We start from the raw sequence: 20,525 nt of genomic DNA on the forward strand, positions 1-20,525 counted from the left end.
GACCATGGACACCCAAAAGACCTACGCCCTCAAGTTCATCTCAGGGAAGTACCAGGGCGGCGAATTCCCGCTGAAGGCGGACAAGCAGATCGTCATCGGCCGCTCCAGTGAGCTGGACATGGTGCTCGTGGAGGACATGGTCTCCCGCAAGCACGCGCGCATCAGCTTCTCCGATGGGAGCATCACCATCGAGGACCTGGGCTCCACCAACGGCACCTTCGTCAACGGTGAGAAGGTGAAGCAGTCGCGCCTGAAGGAAGGCGACCGCATCCTCATTGGCACGTCCATCCTCAAGCTCGTGCACCAGGGCGCGGAAGGCGCCAGCGTGGACGAGGGCACCGCCCGGCTGAAGCTGGAGGAGGCCGCCGCGGCCCAGGCCGCGAGGACGACCAACAAGTCCAGCTCCATGACGGGGAAGATTGAAGAGATTCCCCTCCCGGACCTGCTCCAGCTGTTCCACACGTCCAAGAAGAACGGCGTGCTGGTGGTGCAGCGCAGCGACCAGGAAGGGCGCATCTACCTGCGCCAGGGCCGCGTGTACTACGCCGTCATCGGTGAGCATCACAACCTGGGTCCGCAGAAGAGCTTCAACCGCATCATCACCTGGGAAGAGGGCGACTTCGAGCTGCGCCCGGCGGACAACCAGGAGTTCATGGTGGAGCTGGACTCGTCCACCGAGGCGCTCCTCATGGACGCGCTCCGCCAGCTGGACGAAATCAAGCGCCTGCAGCCGAGCCTCCCGACGGCGGACGCCGCGCTGGCGCTGGCCTCGCCGCTGACGCCGCCGCTCAAGGAGCTGGCGCCGGAGCTGCTGGACGTGCTGCAGCTGGTGCACAACTACGGCACCCTGAACGCGGTGATGGACCACGCGGACGCGGACGACGTCGTCACCGCCGAGGCCGTGGTGCAGCTGCTCAAGCGGGACTACATCCGAGCGGCCTGAGCGGTGAACGGGCCGGGCCCTTTCCAGGGCCCGTGCCGGGACGGCGAGGCGCGGGGGAGCGGGCATGGCGGAGAAGAAGACGAACAAGGTGAAGCGCCTCACCGAGCTGAGCCACTGCGCGGGCTGCGCGGCGAAGCTGCGGGCCTCGGACCTGGCGCAGGTGCTGGGAGGGCTGAAGTCCTCGAAGGGGCCCCAGGCGCTGGTGGGGTTCTCCACCAACGACGACGCGGCCGTGTACCGGCTGGCGCCCGGCATGGCCGTGGTGGAGACGGTGGACTTCTTCCCACCGGTGGTGGACGACCCGTTCCAGTTCGGGGCCATCGCCGCGGCCAACGCGCTGTCGGACATCTACGCCATGGGCGCGCGGCCCCTCTTCGCGCTCAACCTGGTGTGCTTCCCGGACGAGCTGCCGCTGAAGGTGCTGTCGAAAATCCTGGCGGGCGGCCAGTCCAAGGCGGACGAGGCCGGCATCCCCATCCTGGGAGGCCACAGCATCCGGGACCCCGAGCCGAAGTTCGGCATGGCCGTCACCGGCGTGGTGCACCCGAAGAAGGTGCTCACCAACGCGGGCGCGAAGCCGGGGGACGTGCTCTTCCTCACCAAGCCCCTGGGCTCGGGCATCGCCACCACCGCCATCAAGCGGGGCGTGGCCTCCAAGCAGCTGGCGAAGCGGGCGCTGGGCGTGATGACGACGCTCAACCGCGCCGCGGGTGAGGTGTTCGCCTCCGGGAAGTTCAAGGTGAACGCCCTCACGGACGTGACGGGCTACGGCCTGCTGGGGCACCTGCTGGAGATGATGACCGCGGCGAAGGCGCGCGCCACGCTGGACCTGGAGCGAATCCCCCTCATCGCGGAAGTGCCCGCGCTGGCGGAGGCCGGCGTGGTGCCCGGCGGTACGAAGTCGAACCTCGCCCACGTCCACAAGAAGGTCCGCTTCCCCGAAGGGCTGCCGGAGTGCATCCAGTGGGTGCTCGCGGACGCGCAGACCAACGGCGGCCTCCTGGCCAGCGTCCCCGCACGTCAGGCGCTCAAGGCGCTCAAGGCGCTGGAGGCGGCCGGCGTGGACGCGGCGCTGATTGGTGAAGTCCAGGCGGGGAAGCCCGGCATCGACGTGGTGGGCTGAGGCCCGGATTTCGCGCTGGCGGCCGGGCTCCGCTAGCATGGGGCCCCAGCATGTCGTCGCCGCGCCGCCCTCTCCTCGGCCTCCTGTCGTTGCTCTGGCTGGTCCCCGTCATCGCCGGGGCGGCGGAGCGTCCCGCGCGCATCATCATCGACCCGGGCCACGGTGGCGCGAAGGAAGGCGCCAAGGGCCCCGGCAAGCTGCGGGAGAAGGACGTCGCGCTCCAGGTTTCGCTCCGCCTCCGGGACAAGCTCGAGGCCGCGGGGGGGGACGTGTTCCTGACGCGCGAGCGCGACACGCTGGTGTCGCTGACGGAGCGCGTGGCGTGGACCAATGACCACGCGCCCGACCTCTTCATCTCCATCCACGCCAACTCCATGCCCACCCGGCGGATGCGCGCGCGCACCGAGGGCGTGGAGACGTACTTCCTGTCCGCCAGCGCCTCCGGTGACGCCGCGCTCGCCGTGGCGGACCGGGAGAACGCGGAGGCGCCCATGTCGCGCGCCGCGCGGACGGACTCCACGCTGGCCTTCATCCTCCAGGACCTGGCGCGCACGGAGGCGCACGCGGATTCCTCGCGCCTGGCCTACGCCATCCACCCGCGCCTCGTGCACCGCACCCGCGCGGTGAACCGGGGCGTGCAGCAGGCCCCCTTCTTCGTCCTCTCCGGCGTGGAGTGCCCGGCCGTCCTCGTGGAGGTGGGCTACATCTCCCATCCCAAGGAGGGCCCCCGGCTGGGCCGGCCGGAGTACCAGGAGAAGCTGGCCGAGGCGATTGCCGAGGGCGTGCTGGCCTTCCTCAAGCAGACGCGGCGCAGGGATGCCGCCCGGGAGACCGAGGTGGCGGGCCCCGTGTCACCCTGAGTGCACCGGCGCCAAGGCAAACGACACCCGTGCCGCGTGGCTCTGGTAGAGAAGGGGACGCTCGTCCTCATTTCCCAGGAGCCTGCTGTGCGTTCCTTCCAACGTGGTGCGCTGGACCTTCGCCCCGTCGTCCTCACCCCCGGTGTCTCCCGCTACGCGGAGGGCTCGGTCCAGGTGGAGTTCGGCCACACCAAGGTGCTCGTCACCTGCTCCACGGAGGAGCGCGTCCCGCCGCACCTGATGGGCAAGGGCTCCGGCTGGGTGACGGCGGAGTACGGCATGTTGCCGCGCGCCACGCACTCACGGAACCCGCGCGAGTCCGCCAAGGGCAAGCAGACGGGCCGCACCATGGAAATCCAGCGGCTCATCGGCCGCTCCCTGCGCGCCGCGGTGGACCTGTCCACCCTGGGCACCCGCACCCTCACGCTGGACTGTGACGTCCTCCAGGCGGACGGCGGCACCCGCACCGCCTCCATCACCGGGGCCTACGTCGCGCTGGTGCTCGCGCTGCGCTCGCTACAGAAGGCCGGAACGATTTCCAAGCTGCCCAAGCTCACGCCGCTGGCGGCCGTGTCCGTGGGCATCGTCAAGGGCGAGGTCCGGGTGGACCTGGACTACGACGAGGACTCCACCGCGGACGTGGACCTGAACCTGGTGGCCACCGCGGACGGCCGCATGGTGGAGCTGCAGGGCACGGCCGAGCACCAGCTCTTCGACCGCAAGGCCCTGGACGCCATGGTGGACGGGGGGCTGGCCGCCATCCAGCGGTTGGTGGCCGCGCAGGCGCAGGTGCTCGGATGACGGTGAAGGCTCGGCTGCTCTTCGCCACGTCCAACAAGGGCAAGCTGCGCGAACTGCGCGGCCTCGTCGGAGACGCGGTGGAGGTGGTGTCCCTGGAGGACCTGCCCCCCGTGCCCGAGCCGGTGGAGGACGGCGCCACTTTCGAGGAGAACGCCGTGAAGAAGGCCCGTGCCTACGCGGACGCCACGGGGATGCTCACGTTGGCGGATGACTCCGGCCTGTGCGTGGACGCATTGGGCGGCCGGCCTGGCGTGCAGTCCGCGCGGTATGCCCCGGGGGATGACCGGGCCCGCTACGAGAAGCTGTTGACCGAACTGGCTGGCGTGCCCGACGAAAAGCGCACCGCGTCCTTCCGCTGCGCGCTGGCGCTGGTGAGGCCCGGAGGAGGAGAGGCGAAGGTGGAGGTGGGGCAGTGCACGGGCCGCATCGGCCACGCCCCCAAGGGCAGCCACGGCTTCGGTTATGACCCCGTCTTCATCCTCCCGGGAGGAGAGCGGGCCCTGGCGGAGCTGACGCCGGAGGAGAAGTCGGCCATCTCCCACCGGGGGAAAGCCTTCCAGAAGATGAAGCCCCACCTGCTGGGCTTGTAGCCGTTCGGAATGCGAGGCCGTCAGTCACGTCGGCCTTGCGCGTCCGTTCGGGATGGTTCAACAATGCCGGACTTCTCGGGGCGTAGCGCAGCCTGGTAGCGCACCTGCCTTGGGCGCAGGGGGTCGGAGGTTCGAATCCTCTCGCCCCGATTTGAAGTGCAGCATCGGAAGCAGGCGGCCCGGCCAGCTCCAGTAGCTCAGCTGGATAGAGCACCGGCCTTCTAAGCCGGGGGTCGCAGGTTCGAGTCCTGCCTGGGGCGCCAACCTGGCCGTAAGTCGCATTTGGGCCTTGTCAGGGCCCTGGTTTCCAAGGTAGGGAAGCCGCCGCTTCAAACGCCGTTCGCGGTAAAGCTGTATGGCGGCCATAGCTCAACTGGTTAGAGCGCCGGACTGTGACTCCGGAGGTTACCGGTTCGATCCCGGTTGGCCGCCCTTCTTGACCCACCCTCGAATTTGCGTTCGTAGCTCAACTGGATAGAGCACCGGGCTTCGAACCCGGGGGTTGGGGGTTCAAGTCCCTCCGAGCGCGCACCTTCCAGCAGGTTGAAGCAGGAACGCCCCCGCCACTTTCGCAGCGGGGGCGCCCCCTCACAGCCTATCGGTTCCCGGCTCCGCTTCACGCATCATGGGCCACGCCGTTGCCGCCGCCCTTCGTCGCTGGCACCCGGCAGCGCAGCTCCGTCTCCGCCTCCAGCGCCAGCAGGTTCTCCCGCATGGCCTTGGCCCAGCGCGCCCGGGGCTGCTCCATCAACTTCTCGTTGGCCAGGTCGATGGACTCGCTCAGCTCGTCGTCGGAGAGCTCGGAGGCCGTCTTCCCCTTGTGGGGGCCGAACGCCACCACCACGGCGCTTGGCTTGGGGCGTGGCGCGGGCTCCGGACTGGCCGCGGGTGGGGCCTTGGCCACCGGCTCCGGTTGGGGGGCCGCGGGGGGGGCCGTCGCCTCCAGGGGGGACTCGCGGGGACGCTTGGGCTGGAGCGGCACGTCGATGTCCAACTGGGCCGCGGCGGACTGGGACGCGCGCGGCTCCTGGGATGGCAGCGGCGAGAAGGACGCCTTGATGGGGCCGAGTTTGGCGCCCAGCACCTCATAGGGGCCGCTGCCGTGCTCATCCGCGTGCGACTCGTAGTCCTCGGCGGGCATCTCTTCCCGCACGTAGAGTCCACCGAAGGCCTCCGGGTACGCCTTGCGCAGGGCGGCCACGCGGGCGCACTTCTCAATCATGGTGGTGGGAATCTTGGACCACAGCGGCGTCTGCTGGACGTAGCCGCTGAAGTCCAACCACACCACCACCGGCAGCTTGTCCTCGCGCACCACACGCGACCAGGCGCCCACCAGCGCGCCCTTGCGCTTGGCGGGGTTGAAGCGGTGCACCACCTCGCCGCGGCCCTGGTCCACCACGATGTCGTCCTCGGCGAACACCGCGCTCGCCTGGATGCCCTTGAAGTCCGGGAAGCGCTCGGCGCGCGCGAGCATTCCGGCCTCGGAGGGCTGGAACTCGTACTTCGTCACCCAGTTGGGCCGCTCGCGGTTGCCGGCGTTCTGCCGGCGCGCCACGCAGAAGGCCTCCTTGAGGAGCGGGTCCAGGCCACTGCGCTTGCACTGCTCGATGAAGAGGGCGAACTCGTCCTCGCTGATGCCGCGAGGGCAGATGGTCCGCTTCACGAGCTCCACGCGCTCCCGCGTCCACCCGGCGTGTTGGCCTCCGTGGCCGCTCGCCGTTCCTTCCGCCTTCTGTTGGGGGTTGGCTTCCATCTCTGTCTTCTCCTGCTACGTCCTGCGCGAAAAGGGCGGACGACCTCCGTCCGCCCGCATGGTTGCCGCGGGGTGCTCGGTGCTCTTGAGGTGACTGACCGCGGGCCGTCACACGCCCGCCGTCCCGCCAGGCGGGGACGAACACGTGCTACGGCCATGTTGAACATCGGTGCAGGGCGCTCGCTTCACATGCCTGCGTCGCGCGCTGGGCCCGGCTGAAGGGCATGCGGACCAGCACCGCCTCCAGAACTCACCGGAGACAGATCGCCACGGACAGGAATGAAGGGGGGCGCGAAAAAACGTTTTGACACAGCCAGCGGCGTTCTGTAGTTACCGCCGCCACCTGGACGTCGCGCAGCGCAGGCGGGGGACCGGGGCAGTGCCGGGAGCGTAGCTCAATTGGCAGAGCAATGGACTCTTAATCCATAGGTTGTGGGTTCGATTCCCTCCGCTCTCACTGCGAGGCCCCTCCAGAAATGGAGGGGCCTTTTTGTTTTTCTGGCCCTCTGCCGTCCCGTGGACGTTTCACGGTAAGACGGTGCAGCGCACGACGACGCAACCCGGGCGGGTGGCGAAACTGGTAGACGCGCCAGACTTAGGATCTGGTACCGCAAGGTGTGAGGGTTCGAGTCCCTCCTCGCCCATTTCGCGTTGACCCGTTCGTGCCTATCCCCTAAAGGCGCACGTCCCACTTTTCCGGCACCGCCCGAAACGACTGATTGTCCGGCGGCGGTGGCGAGCGAGGCCCGCATGAAGGTCCAGGTCGAAGAGCTTTCTCCCATTGAGAAGAAGCTCTCCATCGAGGTCGACGATGCCCGCGTGGCGGAGGAGCTGACCCGCGCGTACTCCAACCTGGGCCGCCAGGTGCGGCTGCCGGGGTTCCGTCAGGGCAAGGTGCCTCGCCGCATCCTGGAGCAGCGGTTCCGTGACCAGGTGGAGGACGAGGTCATCCAGCGCGTGGTGCAGAGCGCGTACGTGGAGGCCATCCGCGAGCACAACGTGGAGGTCGTCGCCACGCCGCAGGTGACCAACTCCGGCCTCAAGGCCAACACCCCGTTCACCTTCGAGGCCCGCGTCGAGGTGAAGCCCAAGGTGGAGGCCAAGGACTACGTCGAGCTGCCGCTGACGAAGTCCGACACCGCCGTCACCGACGAGCAGGTGAACGAGCAGTTGGAGCGCATGCGCCAGTCGATGGCCCGGCTGGAGCCCATCACCGACCGCGACACCGCCGCCTCCGGCGACTACGCCACCGTGGACTTCGACGCCACCGTGGACGGCCAGCCCTTCACCGGCAGCAAGGCGGAGGGCATCACCGTGCAGGTGCAGCCCGGTGAGCTGGTGGAGTCCAAGATTGCCGCCCTGGAGGGCGTGAAGGTCGGCGAGTCCAAGGACATCGACTACGCCTTCCCGCAGGAGTACCAGGTGGAGGAGGTGCGCGGAAAGACGGCGCGCTTCCACGTCACGCTCAAGGGTGTGCAGAAGGAAATCGTCCCCGAGCTGAACGACGACTTCGCCAAGCAGACGGGCATCTCCCAGTCCATGGACGAGCTGCGCACCAGGCTCCGTGAGGACATGGAGAAGGCGCGCAAGTCCCAGGTGGAGGGCGAGGAGCGCGAGGCGCTGGTGAAGGCGCTGCTGGAGCGCAACACCTTCGACGTGCCCCGCGCCATGGTGGAGCGGGCCATGGACTCCATGCTGCGTGGCGCGCTGCAGCAACTCCAGCGCTCCGGCGTGGACCCCCGCCAGCTCAACCTGGACTTCAACCGTCTGCGCGAGGACATGCGCGAGAAGGCCCTCCAGGAAGTGAAGGGCACGCTGCTCTTCGAGGCCATCGCTCAGAAGGAGGGCATCCAGGCCTCCGACGCGGACGTGGACGCCCGCATCGAGCAGCTCGCCAACGAGGCGGGCCAGCCCGTGGCCACGGTGCAGAAGTACTTCAAGGGCGCCGACGAGCGGCTCGGGTTGTCTCTCCGACTCCGGGAGGAAAAGACGATTGAATTCCTGAGGAGCCGGGCGAAGTATTCGTAAGGTTCCCTCACCGAGGTCGACATGCCCTTCATGCCCGTTCCCTACGTCATCGAGCAGACCCACCGGGGTGAGCGCTCGTACGACATCTACAGTCGGCTCCTGAAGGACCGCATCGTGATGCTGGGCACGGAGATCGACGATGACGTGGCCAACGTCATCGTCGCCCAGCTGCTGTTCCTGGAGTCGGAAGACCCGGACAAGGACATCAACCTCTACGTCAACTCGCCGGGTGGTTCGGTGACGGCGGGTCTCGCCATCTACGACACCATGCAGTACGTGAAGTGTCCGGTGTCCACCATCTGCGTCGGGCAGGCGGCCTCCATGGGGGCCGTCCTCCTGCTCGCCGGTGCCAAGGGCAAGCGCTACGCCCTGCCGTCCAGCCGCATCATGATTCACCAGCCCCTGGGCGGTGTGCGCGGTCAGGCCACGGACATTGAAATCCAGGCGAAGGAAATCCTCCGGATGAAGGCGAAGCTCAACGAGCTCATCGTCAAGCACACCGGGCAGTCCATCGAGCGTGTCGAGAAGGACACGGACCGCGACTACTTCATGGGCGCGTCCGAGGCGAAGGCCTACGGCATCATCGATGAAATCCAGAACCCCCGGAAGGTCGTGGGACTGGGCAAGGAAGAGAAGAAGTAGGCGGATTGCCGAGGCTTCGGGGCCTCGGTTGGCAGCCGGAGCCGCGGGAATGCGCCCCCGCGACTCCGGCTTTCTGCTTTCTGCGTCACGGCACAGGCCCTGTTAAGTACCCGGAAGGCGCGTGGACGTTCCGGACGGGGGCTGACTAGATTGGTTCCGAGCCAGGAACGGGGTGGAGTTCGGGGTCGGGGGCCTTTCAGGCGCAGCGAGGGACGAAATGGCGGGCAAGAACGTGGAGAAGCGAGACAACCAGACCCTCTGCTGCTCTTTCTGTGGAAAGTCACAGAAGGAGGTCAAGAAGCTCATCGCGGGGCCAACGGTCTACATCTGCGACGAGTGCATCGGGCTGTGCAACGACATCATCGCGGAGGAGATTGACCGCGAGGAGACGAAGGACACCAAGCTGCGCATTCCCCGGCCCTCCGAAATCAAGGCGGTGCTGGACGAGTACGTGATTGGGCAGGAGCGCGCGAAGAAGACGCTCTCCGTCGCCGTGCACAACCACTACAAGCGCATCGAGTCCAAGGTCGCGATGGAGGACGTGGAGCTCCAGAAGAGCAACATCCTTCTGCTGGGGCCCACCGGTAGCGGCAAGACGCTGCTGGCGCAGACGCTGGCGCGCATCCTCAACGTGCCCTTCACCATCGCCGACGCGACGTGCCTCACCGAGGCCGGCTATGTGGGCGAGGACGTGGAGAACATCATCGTCAACCTGCTGCAGGCCGCCGACCACGACATCGAGCGGGCCCAGCGCGGCATCGTCTACATCGACGAAATCGACAAGATCGCGCGCAAGTCGGAGAACCCCTCCATCACCCGCGACGTCAGCGGCGAGGGCGTTCAGCAGGCGCTGCTCAAGCTCATCGAAGGCACCGTGGCCAACGTCCCGCCCAAGGGGGGCCGCAAGCACCCGCAGCAGGAGTTCCTGCAGGTGGACACCACCAACATCCTCTTCATCTGCGGCGGCGCCTTCGGCGGGCTGGACCAGGTGATTGAGCGGCGCATGGGCGGGCGCAGCCTGGGCTTTGGCGCGGAGGTGCAGTCCAAGAAGCAACGCAGCCTCACGGAGCTGCTCAAGCACGTGGAGCCGGAGGACCTGCTGAAGTTCGGCATGATTCCGGAGTTCATCGGCCGCCTGCCCATCATCACCGCGCTGGAGGAGCTGGACGAGGCCGCCCTCATCAACATCCTCAACCAGCCGAAGAACGCGCTCACCAAGCAGTACCGCAAGCTCTTCGAACTGGACGGCGTGACGCTGAAGTTCACCGACGGCGCCCTCAAGGCCATTGCCAACGAGGCCATCCGCCGCAAGGCGGGCGCCCGTGGCCTGCGCTCCATCCTGGAGTCGGCCATGCTGGACGTGATGTACGAAATCCCGTCCCGCAAGACGGCCCGCGAGGTGCTCATCTCCGAGGAAGTGATTCTCAAGAAGAGCGAGCCGGTGGTGCTGCACGCGCAGCCGGACAAGGAAGCCGCGGAGCCGAAGAAGGAATCCGCCTGACGCCTGGGCCCCTGTCCGGGGCCCGGTGTCGTCTGATTGACGGGGCGCGTCACGGGACCCGCAGGTGGGGGTCCGGGCGCGCCCCTTTCGTCAGGGGAGGGGCCGGGCTGCGTTGGCCCCGCCACACTTTTTGTGGGACGGCCGGGGGCCTTTCTGTATGTGCTGGGCCCATGAGAAAGCTGCTCGTTCCCGCCCTGATGTCGCTCGCGGCGTGTGCCTCCCAGAAGGAGGCCGCGCGTGATGAGCTGCCCGCGGCAGCCTCCGCGGCCCCCGTCCCTGAGGAGTCTCCCCGCATGTCACACCCGGCGACCCGGGCAGAGCAGGTTGTCGACACGTTGCACGGCGTCCAGGTGGCGGACCCGTACCGGTGGCTCGAGGACGAGAAGGCCCCCGAGGTCCAGGCGTGGATGGCGGCGCAGGACGCGCACGCCCGCGAGGCCCTGGCGAAGTTCCCCGGCCGCGACGCGCTGCATAAGCGCTTCACGGAGCTGTTCTACACCGACTCCGTCTCCACCCCGTCGCGCCGCGACGGGCGCTTCTTCTACGTCCGCACCCACAAGGACAAGGAGAAGGCCATCCTCTACTGGCGTCAGGGGGAGAGCGGGCAGGAGAAGGTGCTGTTGGATCCGAACGGCTGGAGCAAGGACGGCACCGTGTCCCTGGGGACGTGGGCCGCGTCCTGGGACGGCAAGAAGGTGGCTTTCGCCCAGAAGCCCAACGCCGCGGATGAGGCGGTGCTGCACGTCATCGACGTGGACTCCGGCGAGTGGTCCAAGGTGGACGTCATCGAGGGCGGCAAGTACGCCACGCCCAAGTGGACGCCTGACAACAAGGGCTTCTATTACGAGTGGCTGCCCACCGACCCGTCCATCAAGGTGGACGAGCGCCCCGGCTACACCACCATCCGCTACCACGCGCTGGGCACGGACCCGTCGAAGGACACCGTGGTGCACGAGCGCACCGGCGACCCGACGACGTTCCTCCAGAGCGACCTGAGCCGCGACGGCAAGTACCTGTTCGTCTACATCCTCCGCGGCTGGAGCGAGAACGACGTCTACTGGAAGCGGCCGGGCGAGAAGGACTTCCGCCTGCTGGTGAAGGGCGTGGGCGCCAAGTACGAGGTGCACGCCTGGAAGGACCGCTTCTACGTCCTCACCGACGAGGGCGCCCCGCGCCAGCGCGTCTTCGCGGTGGACCCGGCGAAGCCGGCCCGCGCGTCGTGGAAGGAAATCGTCCCCGAGGACCCGTCCGCGTCCCTGCTGTCCGCCAACATCGTCGGCGGGCACCTGGCGCTGGAGTACCTCAAGGACGCGACGTCCGAGGTGCGCGTGGCCACGCTGAAGGGCCAGCCGGTGCGCACGGTGCGACTGCCGGGCGTGGGCGCGGCGTCCAACCTGGTGGGCCTGGAGGACCTGGATGACGCCTATTACGTCTTCACGTCCTTCACCACGCCTCGTCAAATCTACAAGACGTCCGTCAGCACCGGGAAGTCGGAGCTGTGGGCCAAGGTGGACGTGCCCATGGACCCGGCGCAGTACCAGGTCGAGCAGGTCTTCTACGCGTCCAAGGACGGGACGAAGGTGCCCATGTTCGTGGTGCACCGCAAGGACCTGAAGCGTGACGGCAACGCGCCCACGCTGCTCTACGGCTACGGCGGCTTCAACGTGAACATGGAGGCCAACTTCCGCTCGAGCATCCTGCCCTGGCTGGACGCGGGCGGCGTGTACGCGGTGGCCAACCTGCGCGGCGGCGGCGAGTACGGCAAGGCCTGGCATGACGCCGGCCGCCTGGACAAGAAGCAGAACGTCTTCGACGACTTCCACGCGGCGGCCGAGCACCTGGTCCAGGCGAAGTACACGCAGCCCAAGCGGCTGGCCATCTACGGCGGCAGCAACGGCGGCCTGCTGGTGGGCGCGGCCATGACGCAGCGGCCGGAGCTGTACGGCGCGGTGGTGTGCGCGGTGCCCCTGCTGGACATGGTGCGCTACCACCTCTTCGGCAGCGGCCGGACCTGGATTCCGGAGTACGGCACGGCGGAGAAGCCCGAGGACTTCAAGACGCTGCACGCCTACTCGCCCTACCACCACGTGCGCCCGGACGTGCGCTACCCCGCGCTGCTGATGATGGCGGCGGACCACGACGACCGGGTGGACCCCATGCACGCCCGCAAGTTCGTGGCGGCGGTGCAGAACGCGCCCGGAAACCCGGCGCCGACGCTGCTGCGCATCGAAGCCAACGCGGGCCACGGCGGCGCGGACCAGGTGGCCAAGGCCATTGAGTCCAGCGTGGACCTGTATTCGTTCCTGTTCCATGCCCTGGAGGTCCAGGGGGCACAGGGTGGGGTGGCGGCCCAGGGCCGCTGACACCCCAAGCGGACGCCCGAGGGAGGCTCGGGTGTTCCCTTGATGGCACGACGCCGTTCCCCAATCTTGAGCCGGGGAACGGCGCCGCGAATCGCCGTGTTATAGAACTGCTGCATCCCGTACGAATGCTCGGCGAGCGAGCAGACGGGCAACTCTTCCAGGGGCCTGCAACTCCGACGGCCCGCAGGTGGCGGATACATGTTCTTCGGACGTGACGACAAGAAGGAAGCCCAGAAGCGGGGTCTGACGGTCCCGCTCTTGCCCCTTCGGGACATCATCGTGTTCCCGCACATGGTGGTGCCGTTGTTCGTCGGCCGGGAGAAGTCCATCGCGGCGTTGAAGGACGCGATGGCGCACAAGGGGCCGGACGACAAGGCCGTCATCCTGCTGGCCGCGCAGAAGAAGGCCAAGACGAACGACCCCACCCCCGACGACATCTTTCACTTCGGTACGCTGGGCCACGTCATCCAGCTCCTCCCGCTGCCCGACGGCACGGTCAAGGTGCTGGTGGAAGGCGTGCGCCGCGCCAAGGTGAAGAAGTTCCACCCCAACGACGCCTTCTTCATGGTCGAGGTGGAAGAGGTGGAGGAGCAGACGGAGAAGACGGTGGAGCTGGAGGCGCTCGTTCGCAGCGTCCACTCCGTCTTCGAGGCCTTCGTCAAGCTCAACAAGCGCATTCCGCCTGAGATGCTGATGCAGGTGGCCAGCATCGACGACCCGGCGCGGCTCGCCGACACCATCGTCGCGCACCTCTCCCTGAAGCTGAACGACAAGCAGGCCCTGCTCGAGACGGAGTCCCCGGCCAAGCGCCTGGAGAAGCTCTACGAGCTGATGCAGGGGGAGATCGAGATTCTCCAGGTGGAGAAGAAGATCCGCACGCGCGTCAAGAAGCAGATGGAGAAGACCCAGAAGGAGTACTACCTGAATGAGCAGATGCAGGCCATTCAGAAGGAGCTGGGTGAGCGCGACGAGTTCAAGAACGAAATCCAGGAGATTGAAGAGAAGCTGAAGAACAAGCGGATGAGCAAGGAGGCCACGCTCAAGGTCAAGAAGGAGCTGAAGAAGCTCCGGATGATGAGCCCGATGAGCGCCGAGGCCACGGTCGTCCGCAACTACATCGACTGGATCATCAGCCTCCCCTGGTACGACGAGACGCAGGACCGCCTGGACGTCACCGAGGCGGAGACGGTGCTCAACGAGGACCACTACGGCTTGAAGAAGCCGAAGGAGCGCATCCTCGAGTACCTGGCCGTGCAGCAGCTGGTGAAGAAGCTCAAGGGCCCCGTGCTGTGCTTCGTCGGGCCTCCGGGCGTGGGCAAGACGTCGCTGGCGCGCTCCATCGCCCGGGCCACCGGCCGCAAGTTCGTGCGCCTGTCGCTGGGCGGCGTGCGGGACGAGGCGGAGATTCGGGGCCACCGCCGCACGTACATCGGCGCGATGCCGGGCAAGCTCATCCAGTCGCTGAAGAAGGCGGGCAGCAACAACCCCGTCTTCCTGCTCGACGAAATCGACAAGATGTCCACGGACTTCCGTGGCGACCCGAGCGCGGCGCTGCTGGAGGTGCTGGACCCCGAGCAGAACCACAACTTCAACGACCACTACCTGGACCTCGACTACGACTTGTCCAAGGTGATGTTCATCTGCACCGCGAACACGATGCACAACATCCCCGGTCCGCTGCAGGACCGCATGGAGGTGATTCGCATCGCGGGGTACACCGAGCCGGAGAAGCTCTCCATCGCCCGGCGCTACCTCATCCCGAAGGAGCAGGAGGCCAACGGGCTGGCGGACCTCAAGGTGGACATCTCCGACCCGGCGCTGCGGACCATCATCCACCGCTACACGCGGGAGTCGGGCGTGCGCTCGCTCGAGCGTGAGATTGGTGGCGTGTTCCGCAAGATTGCCCGCGACGTGCTGAAGAACGGCAAGCGGGACATCGAAGTGGACCGGAAGATGGCCATGAAGTTCCTGGGCACGCCCCGCTACCGCTACGGCGTGGCGGAGAGCGAGGACCAGGTGGGCATCGTCACGGGCCTCGCCTGGACGGAGCTGGGCGGCGAAATCCTCACCACCGAGGCCACGGTGATGCCGGGCAAGGGCAAGCTCATCATCACCGGCAAGCTGGGCGAGGTGATGCAGGAGTCCGCGCAGGCGGCCATGTCCTACGTGCGCAGCCGCGCCGAGCGCTTCGGCATCGACCGCAAGGCGTTCGAGAACTACGACATCCACGTCCACCTGCCGGAGGGCGCGATTCCGAAGGACGGTCCGTCCGCCGGCGTCACCATCTGCACCGCCCTGGTGAGCGCGCTCACCCGCGTGCTCATCCGCCGCGACGTGGCGATGACGGGTGAAATCACCCTGCGTGGACGGGTGCTCCCCATTGGCGGCCTGAAGGAGAAGACGCTGGCCGCGCACCGGGCGGGCATCAAGACGGTCCTCATCCCGAAGGCCAACAAGAAGGACTTGAAGGACATCCCGCTGAAGATTCGCAAGCAGCTGCGCATCGTCCCGGTGGAGTTCGTGGACGACGTGCTGCGCGAGGCGCTGGTGTTGGAGCGGCCGGAGGAGTTCGGCCGCAAGCCCACGACGGATGGCGGCAAGCTGGGCGCGGAGCTGCCGGCGTCGCCGGCCGTGGCCCCGGCCTAGCGGAGCCAGACAGCACCCGGTGGGCCACCGCGCCCGCCGGGCTGAGCTGAAGAGAAGCCAGGACGCCGGACGACCAAGGTCGCCGGGTTCCTGGCTTCTCCTTTTCGAGCGCATGGTGCTTCGGGGTAGAAGGGGCCCTGGTGGCTCCGCGCGCTCGACTCCGGTGGTGGTGGTACCTGCTGGCCGTGTGGGCCGCGTCGTGTGGGCCGTGTGGCTTCCAGCCGGAGCCCGGCGTGAAGGTGGTGGTGCCGGCCATGCCCACCACGCTGGATTGGAGTCACTCGGACCCGGACAGCTGGGCGAACTACCCGGTGATGCTGGCCACGCAGCGCGGGCTCACGCGGCTGGGGCCGGACCATGGCGTGGAGCCAGGGCTGGCCGAGCGGTGGGCGCGCGTCACGGATGGGCAGGGGCGGGACGTCTATACGTTCCACCTGCGGCGGGACGTTCACTGGTCCAATGGCGCACCGCTGGTGGCGCGTGACTTCGTCGTGGGCTGGCGGCGCGCGCTGCAGGGCCGCGAGCGCGGGGAGATGGCGGACCTGGAAGGGGCCTCCCATGCGCTAGCGCTCCAGGAGCGGGGCGCGCCGGAGGCCGAGGTGCGCGCCGCGCTGGAGCGCGTGGGCGTGGAGGCGGTGGATGCGCACACGCTTCGGGTGACGCTGGCGCGTCCGCGCAGCTACTTCCTGGCGCGCGTGGCCAATGTGTATCTGTTCTATCCGGCGCCCTCGGCGGACCTGGAGGGGAAGTCGGACGAGGAGGTCCGGGACTACTTCGACCGTCCGCGCGATGGTCGGCCCCTGGCGCTGGGGCCTTACCGCGTCGAGCGGTGGGACCGCGCGGGGGAGCGGGTGCGGCTGGTCTTCAATCCGGCCTCGTCTTTTCCTCCGCCCATGGCAGAAGGGGAGACGCCCGTTCCGGTCATCACCCTGCTGAAGTCGGAGATTGGCCCGGCGCTGTACGAGCGGGAGCGGGTGGACTTCGTCTTCGTGGACAGCGCCGCGGCGCTGCGCATCCACCGGCCGGACGACCTGCGCCGCGAGCCGCTGCTGTCCACGTACTTCCTGGCCTTCAACACGGAGCAGGCGCCGCTGGACAGGCCCGAGGTGCGGCGCGCGCTGGCGCGGGCGTTGGACCGCGAGGCGCTGCTGGCGGGGCTGCTGCCCGAGGCGCGGCCGTCTCATGTGTTGCTGCCGCCGGAGCTTCCTGGGGCCGCGACGACGGAGCAGGCCGCGCGGCTGCCGACCTATGCGCCGGAGGAGGCTCGTGCGGCGCTGGCGGGTGTGGCGGGGCTGGAGCGGCCGTTGCGGCTCGTCTATCGCTCCGGGGATGGATTCGTGCCCGAGGTGGCCATCGCGGAGCGGGTGGCCGCGCAGCTGGCTCGCGTGGGCGTGCGGGTGGTGCTGGAGGCGCGCTCGGATTTCTCGGCGGAGATTTCTCGGCGCTCTGCGCAGGGGGCTCGCACGTATGACTTGTACCTGAGGCGCCTGGGGGCGGATTACGCGCACCCGAATACGTTCTTCACGTTGTTCGAGCGTGAGGGCAATCACCAGACGGGCTGGGAGACGCAGGCGGGCGGTGAGCCCATGGCGCGCTTCGAGCGGCTGCTGGAGGCGGGGGACGGCGCGCCGGACGAGGCGAGCGCCCGTGCGTCGTATGTCCAGGCGCAGGAGGTGCTGGTGGGGGAGCAGGCGGTGATTGCGCCCCTGTACCACCCGGACCGCTACTACCGCGCGCGCGCGCGGCTGCGCGGGCTGGACGTGGACCCCTTCAACTTCCTGGCGCTGCGCGCGCTTCGCTTGGGCCCGACGTCCGATTCGTCCCGAGCGGGGGAGTCGCAGTGAGGGCCATCGCCCAGCGGCTGTCGCGGCAGGTCGTCCTGGTGCCTGTCGTGGCCGTGGCGTCGTACTTCCTCATGGCTTCGCTTCCGCTGACCACGGAGACGGACGCGAAGCGGCAGGTGTCGCGTGAGCTCGCGGCCTCGTACCGGAGGGACTTGGGCGTCGGCGAGCCGCTGGGCTTCCTGCGCCCGTGGGAGAAGCTCTTTCGCGGTGAGCGCCTGGGCACGAGCGCCCAGGGCATCACCGGCGATGAGCTGCTGACGAAGCTGTCCGGCAGCGTGGGCGTGGGCTTGCTGGCGTTGCCGCTCGCGCTGACGTGGGCCTTGGGCTTTGCGCTGCTGCGCACGCGCTGGCGCAAGGGCCCGTGGGCCGCGCTCGGTGACGTGGTGCCCGCCGTGGCGTTCGGTACGCCCGTCTTCATCCCCGCGCTGCTGCTCGCGCCCGGTGTCGTCGAGCGTGGACACCTGCTGCCCGAGCTGTGCGCGGCGCTGGTGACGTCCATCTGGCCCGGCATCTTCCTGGGCACGCTGGTGGGTGACGCGCTGGAGACGGAGCTGTCGCGCGACTACGTGCGCACCGCGCTGGGCAAGGGCCTGTCGCGCGCCGCCGTGCTGCGCCGCCATGTCCTGCCCAACGTGTGGCCCGCGATGCTGGACGCGGTGGGGCCGGTGGCCACGTCGCTGCTCGCCGGGTCCTTCGCGGCGGAGCGCGTCCTGGGCCTGCCGTACTTCGGCCAGCTCTACGTCCTCGCCGTGCTCAACAAGCAGGTGGCCGTCGTCGTCGTCGCCACCACCACCTTCGCGACGCTGCTCGTCGTCGTGAGCCTCGCGGTGGAGGTGCTGCGCTACGCCGTGGACCCGCGCTCCCGGGAGGCCTCGGCATGAGCCGCGTCCCCCTGCGCGCCCGCGTCGGCCTGGCGCTCCTCGTGGGACTGGGCCTGCTCAGCCTCGTGGCGGGGCGGCTCTTCCCGGAGGCCCTGGCCAGCACCTGTCCGCTGGGCATGGACCCCACGCGCCCGGACCGCGCCGTGTGCGAGCTCGCCTTCGGTGGACTCTGGGTCTCCCTCGCGGTGGGGCTCGCGGCGGGCGCGCTCTCCACGTTTTTGGGTCTCACCGTGGCCGCCGTGGCGCGGCTGTCCGGTGGCGCGGTGGAGCAGACGCTGCTGCGCGCCGTGGACGCCGTCTTCGCGCTGCCGGACGTGCTGGTGGTGATGGTGCTCCAGCTCGCGGGGCAGTCACTCTCCGACGCGGGCGCGGGCGGCGGTCTGGGCCCCTTCTGGCTGATGGTCGCCTCGCTGGCCCTGGTGGGCTGGGCCGGACCCGCGCGCATGTTCCGCAACCGCCTGGCGACGCTCGAATCACAGGAGTACGTGGCCGCGTCCCGGGCGCTCGGCGGTGGGGGGCTGCACCTGCTGCGTGTCCACCTGTGGCCCGCGCTCCGGCCCTTCGCGCTGGCGGTGTTCCTGTCGCGGCTCCCCGCGGCCATCCTCACCGAATCCACCGTGAGCTTCTTCGGCATCGCCCGGATGGAGCCCATGTCCCTGGGCCGCTACCTGGGCACCAGCTACGCGGCCCTCATCTACGAGGGTGGCGGCCGGGTCGTGCTGCCCGCCTGGGCGCTGCTCGTGCTGCTGGTGCTCGGTGCCTCGCTCGCCTCCCAGGCGCTCTCGGGGGCACCTCGCCGGGCGTCCTGAAGTGGAATTCCCAACGTTGGGGGAGGGGTTCTCCTCACACGGAAACCTTTTGCCCACATTGGTGCCTCCATGTCCCTGATGACCAGCGAAGAGCTTGCCACCTCCACCGAACTCGACACCCGCGAGCGCGAGGAGCGCTCGGACTCGCTCAAGCTGGAGCCCGTGCGCGGCGCGGTGCTCGTCGTCGAGGATGACCCTGCCCACCGCGAAATCCTGGTGGAGATGCTGGCGGGCTGGGGCTACGAGCCCTTGCCCGTGGGCAGCGCCGAGGAGGCTGAGTTCGCCGTGCGCAACAAGCGCATGGACGCCGCCATCGTCGATGTCTTCCTGCCAGGCCGCAGCGGCGCCACGCTGATGTCGCGGCTGCGCGAGCGCTTCCCCCAGTCCGTCCTCATCGGCGTCAGCGCCATGAGCGACGGGGCCATGGCGCGCAAGTGCAAGGGCCTGGGCGCGGACCTCTTCATCGGCAAGCCCCTGGACCCCGAGCGGCTGGCAGAGGCCCTCCGGTCCAGGCACACGAGCTGGCACTGAGGCCCCTCTGGCCAGGGGCGCCGGGGCGGGTTCCGGTTGCGCCATCCGCGTGAACGGTTGATGCTCCTGGGGTGAAGAACCTTGCTCCTGGCTTGCTGCTGGCCATGCCCCAGCTCGGCGACCCGAACTTCTATCGCTCGGTCGTCTTGATGCTGGAGCACTCGGAGACGGGCTCCATGGGGCTCGTCATCAACCGGGCGGCCCCCTTGACGCTCGGTGAGCTGGCGCGCGGGCAGAACCTGGGCATCGCCGCCGGGCGGAAGGAGTACTCCGTCTACCTGGGCGGCCCGGTGGAGCCCCAGCGGGGCTTTGTCCTCCACGACGACACGGAGCAGCGGGAGAAGCACTCGGTGCTGCCCGGTCTGTTCCTGAGCGTGACGCTGGACGCGCTGGGCCCGCTGCTGACGAATCCGAACCCGCGCCTGCGCTTCTGCCTGGGGTATGCGGGCTGGGGGCCGCGCCAGTTGGAGAGCGAGATTGCCGCCGGCTCCTGGCTCTTCACCGAGGCCTCCGCGGAGGCGGTGCTCGGGCAGGAGCCTTCAAAGCTGTGGGACACGACGCTGCGAGGCATGGGGGTGGACCCCGCCATGCTGGTGATGGGAAGGGGAATGAACTGATGCTCGACGCCGAATTCATCCGGGCCCGCATCCTGGAGGCCCTGCCGGGCTCCGAGGTGGAGGTGCGGGACTACACCGGGACGGGAGACCACTACGAGGCCCGGGTGGTGAGCCCTGACTTCGCTGGGAAAGCGATGGTGCAGCAGCACCAGCTCGTGTACGCGCCCCTGCAGCAGTGGCTGAAGAGCGGCGAGCTGCATGCGCTCGCGCTAAAAACCTATTCTCCCGAGCAGTGGCAGAAGCTCGGGACTCGCTAGAAGGAGCGGTACCCATGACGCCTGAACTCAAGGCCCGGTTGGAGCAGGAGACCCGGTCGCACAAGATTGTCCTCTTCATGAAGGGCAACGCCCTCTTCCCCCAGTGCGGCTTCTCCGCGCGGGCGCTGCAACTGCTGCAGCCCCTGGGGGAGGTCCACACGGTGGACGTGCTCGCGGACCCGGAGATTCGCCAGGGCATCAAGGACCTCACCAACTGGCCCACCATCCCCCAGATTTTCATCAACGGGCAGTTCGTCGGCGGCTCCGACATCCTCATGGAGCTGGCCGAGCGCGGTGAGCTGGCCGACCTGGTCGCGGGCAAGAGCCCGGCCTAGC

18 protein-coding genes and 6 tRNA genes are annotated in these 20,525 nt (G+C 68.4%); 23 read left to right on the top strand and 1 reads right to left on the bottom strand.

Annotated features, from left to right (window positions below; genetic code table 11):
* Window positions 1-4 precede the first annotated feature (4 nt).
* From KGD87_RS36400 to KGD87_RS36440, 9 genes are all read left to right on the top strand, one after another.
* Window positions 5-943: a DUF4388 domain-containing protein gene (locus KGD87_RS36400; protein WP_163783409.1), complete on the top strand. Its 939-nt coding sequence runs from the start codon at window positions 5-7 to the stop codon at window positions 941-943.
* A 64-nt stretch (window positions 944-1,007) separates the two neighbouring features.
* Window positions 1,008-2,066, top strand: a complete 1,059-nt coding sequence (gene selD, locus KGD87_RS36405) for a selenide, water dikinase SelD (RefSeq protein WP_284665480.1) — start codon at window positions 1,008-1,010, stop codon at window positions 2,064-2,066.
* A 50-nt stretch (window positions 2,067-2,116) separates the two neighbouring features.
* Window positions 2,117-2,926: an N-acetylmuramoyl-L-alanine amidase family protein gene (locus KGD87_RS36410; RefSeq protein ID WP_284665481.1), complete on the top strand. Its 810-nt coding sequence runs from the start codon at window positions 2,117-2,119 to the stop codon at window positions 2,924-2,926.
* An 87-nt stretch (window positions 2,927-3,013) separates the two neighbouring features.
* Entirely contained in the window at window positions 3,014-3,727 is a 714-nt protein-coding gene (gene rph / locus KGD87_RS36415) for a ribonuclease PH (protein ID WP_163783406.1), read from the top strand.
* Window positions 3,724-4,317, top strand: a complete 594-nt coding sequence (rdgB, locus tag KGD87_RS36420; RefSeq protein ID WP_284665482.1) for an RdgB/HAM1 family non-canonical purine NTP pyrophosphatase — start codon at window positions 3,724-3,726, stop codon at window positions 4,315-4,317. Before rph ends, rdgB begins: the two co-directional genes overlap by 4 nt.
* Before the next feature lie 76 nt (window positions 4,318-4,393).
* Window positions 4,394-4,467, top strand: a tRNA-Pro gene (locus tag KGD87_RS36425).
* Between the two features lie 36 nt (window positions 4,468-4,503).
* A tRNA-Arg gene (locus KGD87_RS36430) sits at window positions 4,504-4,580 on the top strand.
* A 95-nt stretch (window positions 4,581-4,675) separates the two neighbouring features.
* Window positions 4,676-4,749 (top strand) — tRNA-His (locus KGD87_RS36435).
* A gap of 23 nt (window positions 4,750-4,772) precedes the next feature.
* A tRNA-Arg gene (locus KGD87_RS36440) sits at window positions 4,773-4,846 on the top strand.
* Window positions 4,847-4,933: 87 nt separating this feature from the next.
* On the opposite strand, the gene bet is transcribed toward KGD87_RS36440, so the two are convergent.
* The gene (gene bet, locus KGD87_RS36445) at window positions 4,934-6,070 is read right to left on the bottom strand and encodes a phage recombination protein Bet (protein WP_284665483.1); all 1,137 of its coding nucleotides are present in this window, start codon (window positions 6,068-6,070) and stop codon (window positions 4,934-4,936) included.
* A gap of 384 nt (window positions 6,071-6,454) precedes the next feature.
* Between bet and KGD87_RS36450 the strand changes: the two genes are divergently transcribed.
* The 14 genes from KGD87_RS36450 to grxD all read left to right on the top strand — a co-directional run bounded on the left by KGD87_RS36450 (window position 6,455) and on the right by grxD (window position 20,524).
* Window positions 6,455-6,527: transfer RNA gene (locus KGD87_RS36450), tRNA-Lys, on the top strand.
* Window positions 6,528-6,632: 105 nt separating this feature from the next.
* Window positions 6,633-6,714 (top strand) — tRNA-Leu (locus tag KGD87_RS36455).
* A gap of 106 nt (window positions 6,715-6,820) precedes the next feature.
* Window positions 6,821-8,098 (top strand): trigger factor, encoded by a 1,278-nt coding sequence (gene tig / locus KGD87_RS36460; RefSeq protein ID WP_284665484.1) that lies wholly within the window; start codon window positions 6,821-6,823, stop codon window positions 8,096-8,098.
* A 21-nt stretch (window positions 8,099-8,119) separates the two neighbouring features.
* On the top strand, window positions 8,120-8,740 hold the full coding sequence (gene clpP, locus KGD87_RS36465) for an ATP-dependent Clp endopeptidase proteolytic subunit ClpP (protein ID WP_163782687.1): 621 nt from the start codon (window positions 8,120-8,122) through the stop codon (window positions 8,738-8,740).
* 217 nt (window positions 8,741-8,957) lie between these two features.
* The gene (gene clpX / locus KGD87_RS36470) at window positions 8,958-10,241 is read left to right on the top strand and encodes an ATP-dependent Clp protease ATP-binding subunit ClpX (protein ID WP_163782688.1); all 1,284 of its coding nucleotides are present in this window, start codon (window positions 8,958-8,960) and stop codon (window positions 10,239-10,241) included.
* A gap of 197 nt (window positions 10,242-10,438) precedes the next feature.
* On the top strand, window positions 10,439-12,604 hold the full coding sequence (locus KGD87_RS36475; RefSeq protein WP_284668740.1) for a prolyl oligopeptidase family serine peptidase: 2,166 nt from the start codon (window positions 10,439-10,441) through the stop codon (window positions 12,602-12,604).
* Window positions 12,605-12,802: 198 nt separating this feature from the next.
* On the top strand, window positions 12,803-15,250 hold the full coding sequence (lon, locus tag KGD87_RS36480; protein WP_284665485.1) for an endopeptidase La: 2,448 nt from the start codon (window positions 12,803-12,805) through the stop codon (window positions 15,248-15,250).
* Between the two features lie 137 nt (window positions 15,251-15,387).
* Window positions 15,388-17,094 (top strand): peptide ABC transporter substrate-binding protein, encoded by a 1,707-nt coding sequence (locus KGD87_RS36485; RefSeq protein ID WP_284668741.1) that lies wholly within the window; start codon window positions 15,388-15,390, stop codon window positions 17,092-17,094.
* Window positions 17,091-17,975 carry an ABC transporter permease subunit gene (locus KGD87_RS36490; protein WP_284665486.1) on the top strand — a complete coding sequence of 295 codons (885 nt, stop codon included), beginning with the start codon at window positions 17,091-17,093 and terminating at the stop codon, window positions 17,973-17,975. Before KGD87_RS36485 ends, KGD87_RS36490 begins: the two co-directional genes overlap by 4 nt.
* Window positions 17,972-18,784, top strand: coding sequence for an ABC transporter permease subunit (locus KGD87_RS36495; RefSeq protein WP_284665487.1), 813 nt, complete (start codon window positions 17,972-17,974; stop codon window positions 18,782-18,784). Before KGD87_RS36490 ends, KGD87_RS36495 begins: the two co-directional genes overlap by 4 nt.
* Window positions 18,785-18,853: 69 nt before the next feature.
* Window positions 18,854-19,315, top strand: a complete 462-nt coding sequence (locus tag KGD87_RS36500; protein ID WP_284665488.1) for a response regulator — start codon at window positions 18,854-18,856, stop codon at window positions 19,313-19,315.
* A gap of 71 nt (window positions 19,316-19,386) precedes the next feature.
* Window positions 19,387-19,932 (top strand): YqgE/AlgH family protein, encoded by a 546-nt coding sequence (locus tag KGD87_RS36505; RefSeq protein WP_163782693.1) that lies wholly within the window; start codon window positions 19,387-19,389, stop codon window positions 19,930-19,932.
* The gene (locus KGD87_RS36510; protein ID WP_284665489.1) at window positions 19,932-20,189 is read left to right on the top strand and encodes a BolA family protein; all 258 of its coding nucleotides are present in this window, start codon (window positions 19,932-19,934) and stop codon (window positions 20,187-20,189) included. The genes KGD87_RS36505 and KGD87_RS36510 overlap by 1 nt, the downstream gene beginning before the upstream one ends.
* 14 nt (window positions 20,190-20,203) lie before the next feature.
* Window positions 20,204-20,524, top strand: a complete 321-nt coding sequence (gene grxD / locus KGD87_RS36515; RefSeq protein ID WP_163782695.1) for a Grx4 family monothiol glutaredoxin — start codon at window positions 20,204-20,206, stop codon at window positions 20,522-20,524.
* Window position 20,525 lies beyond the last annotated feature (1 nt).

The sequence above is a fragment of the Myxococcus sp. SDU36 genome (genome assembly GCF_030168875.1).
In the GTDB taxonomy this organism is placed as follows: domain Bacteria; phylum Myxococcota; class Myxococcia; order Myxococcales; family Myxococcaceae; genus Myxococcus; species Myxococcus vastator.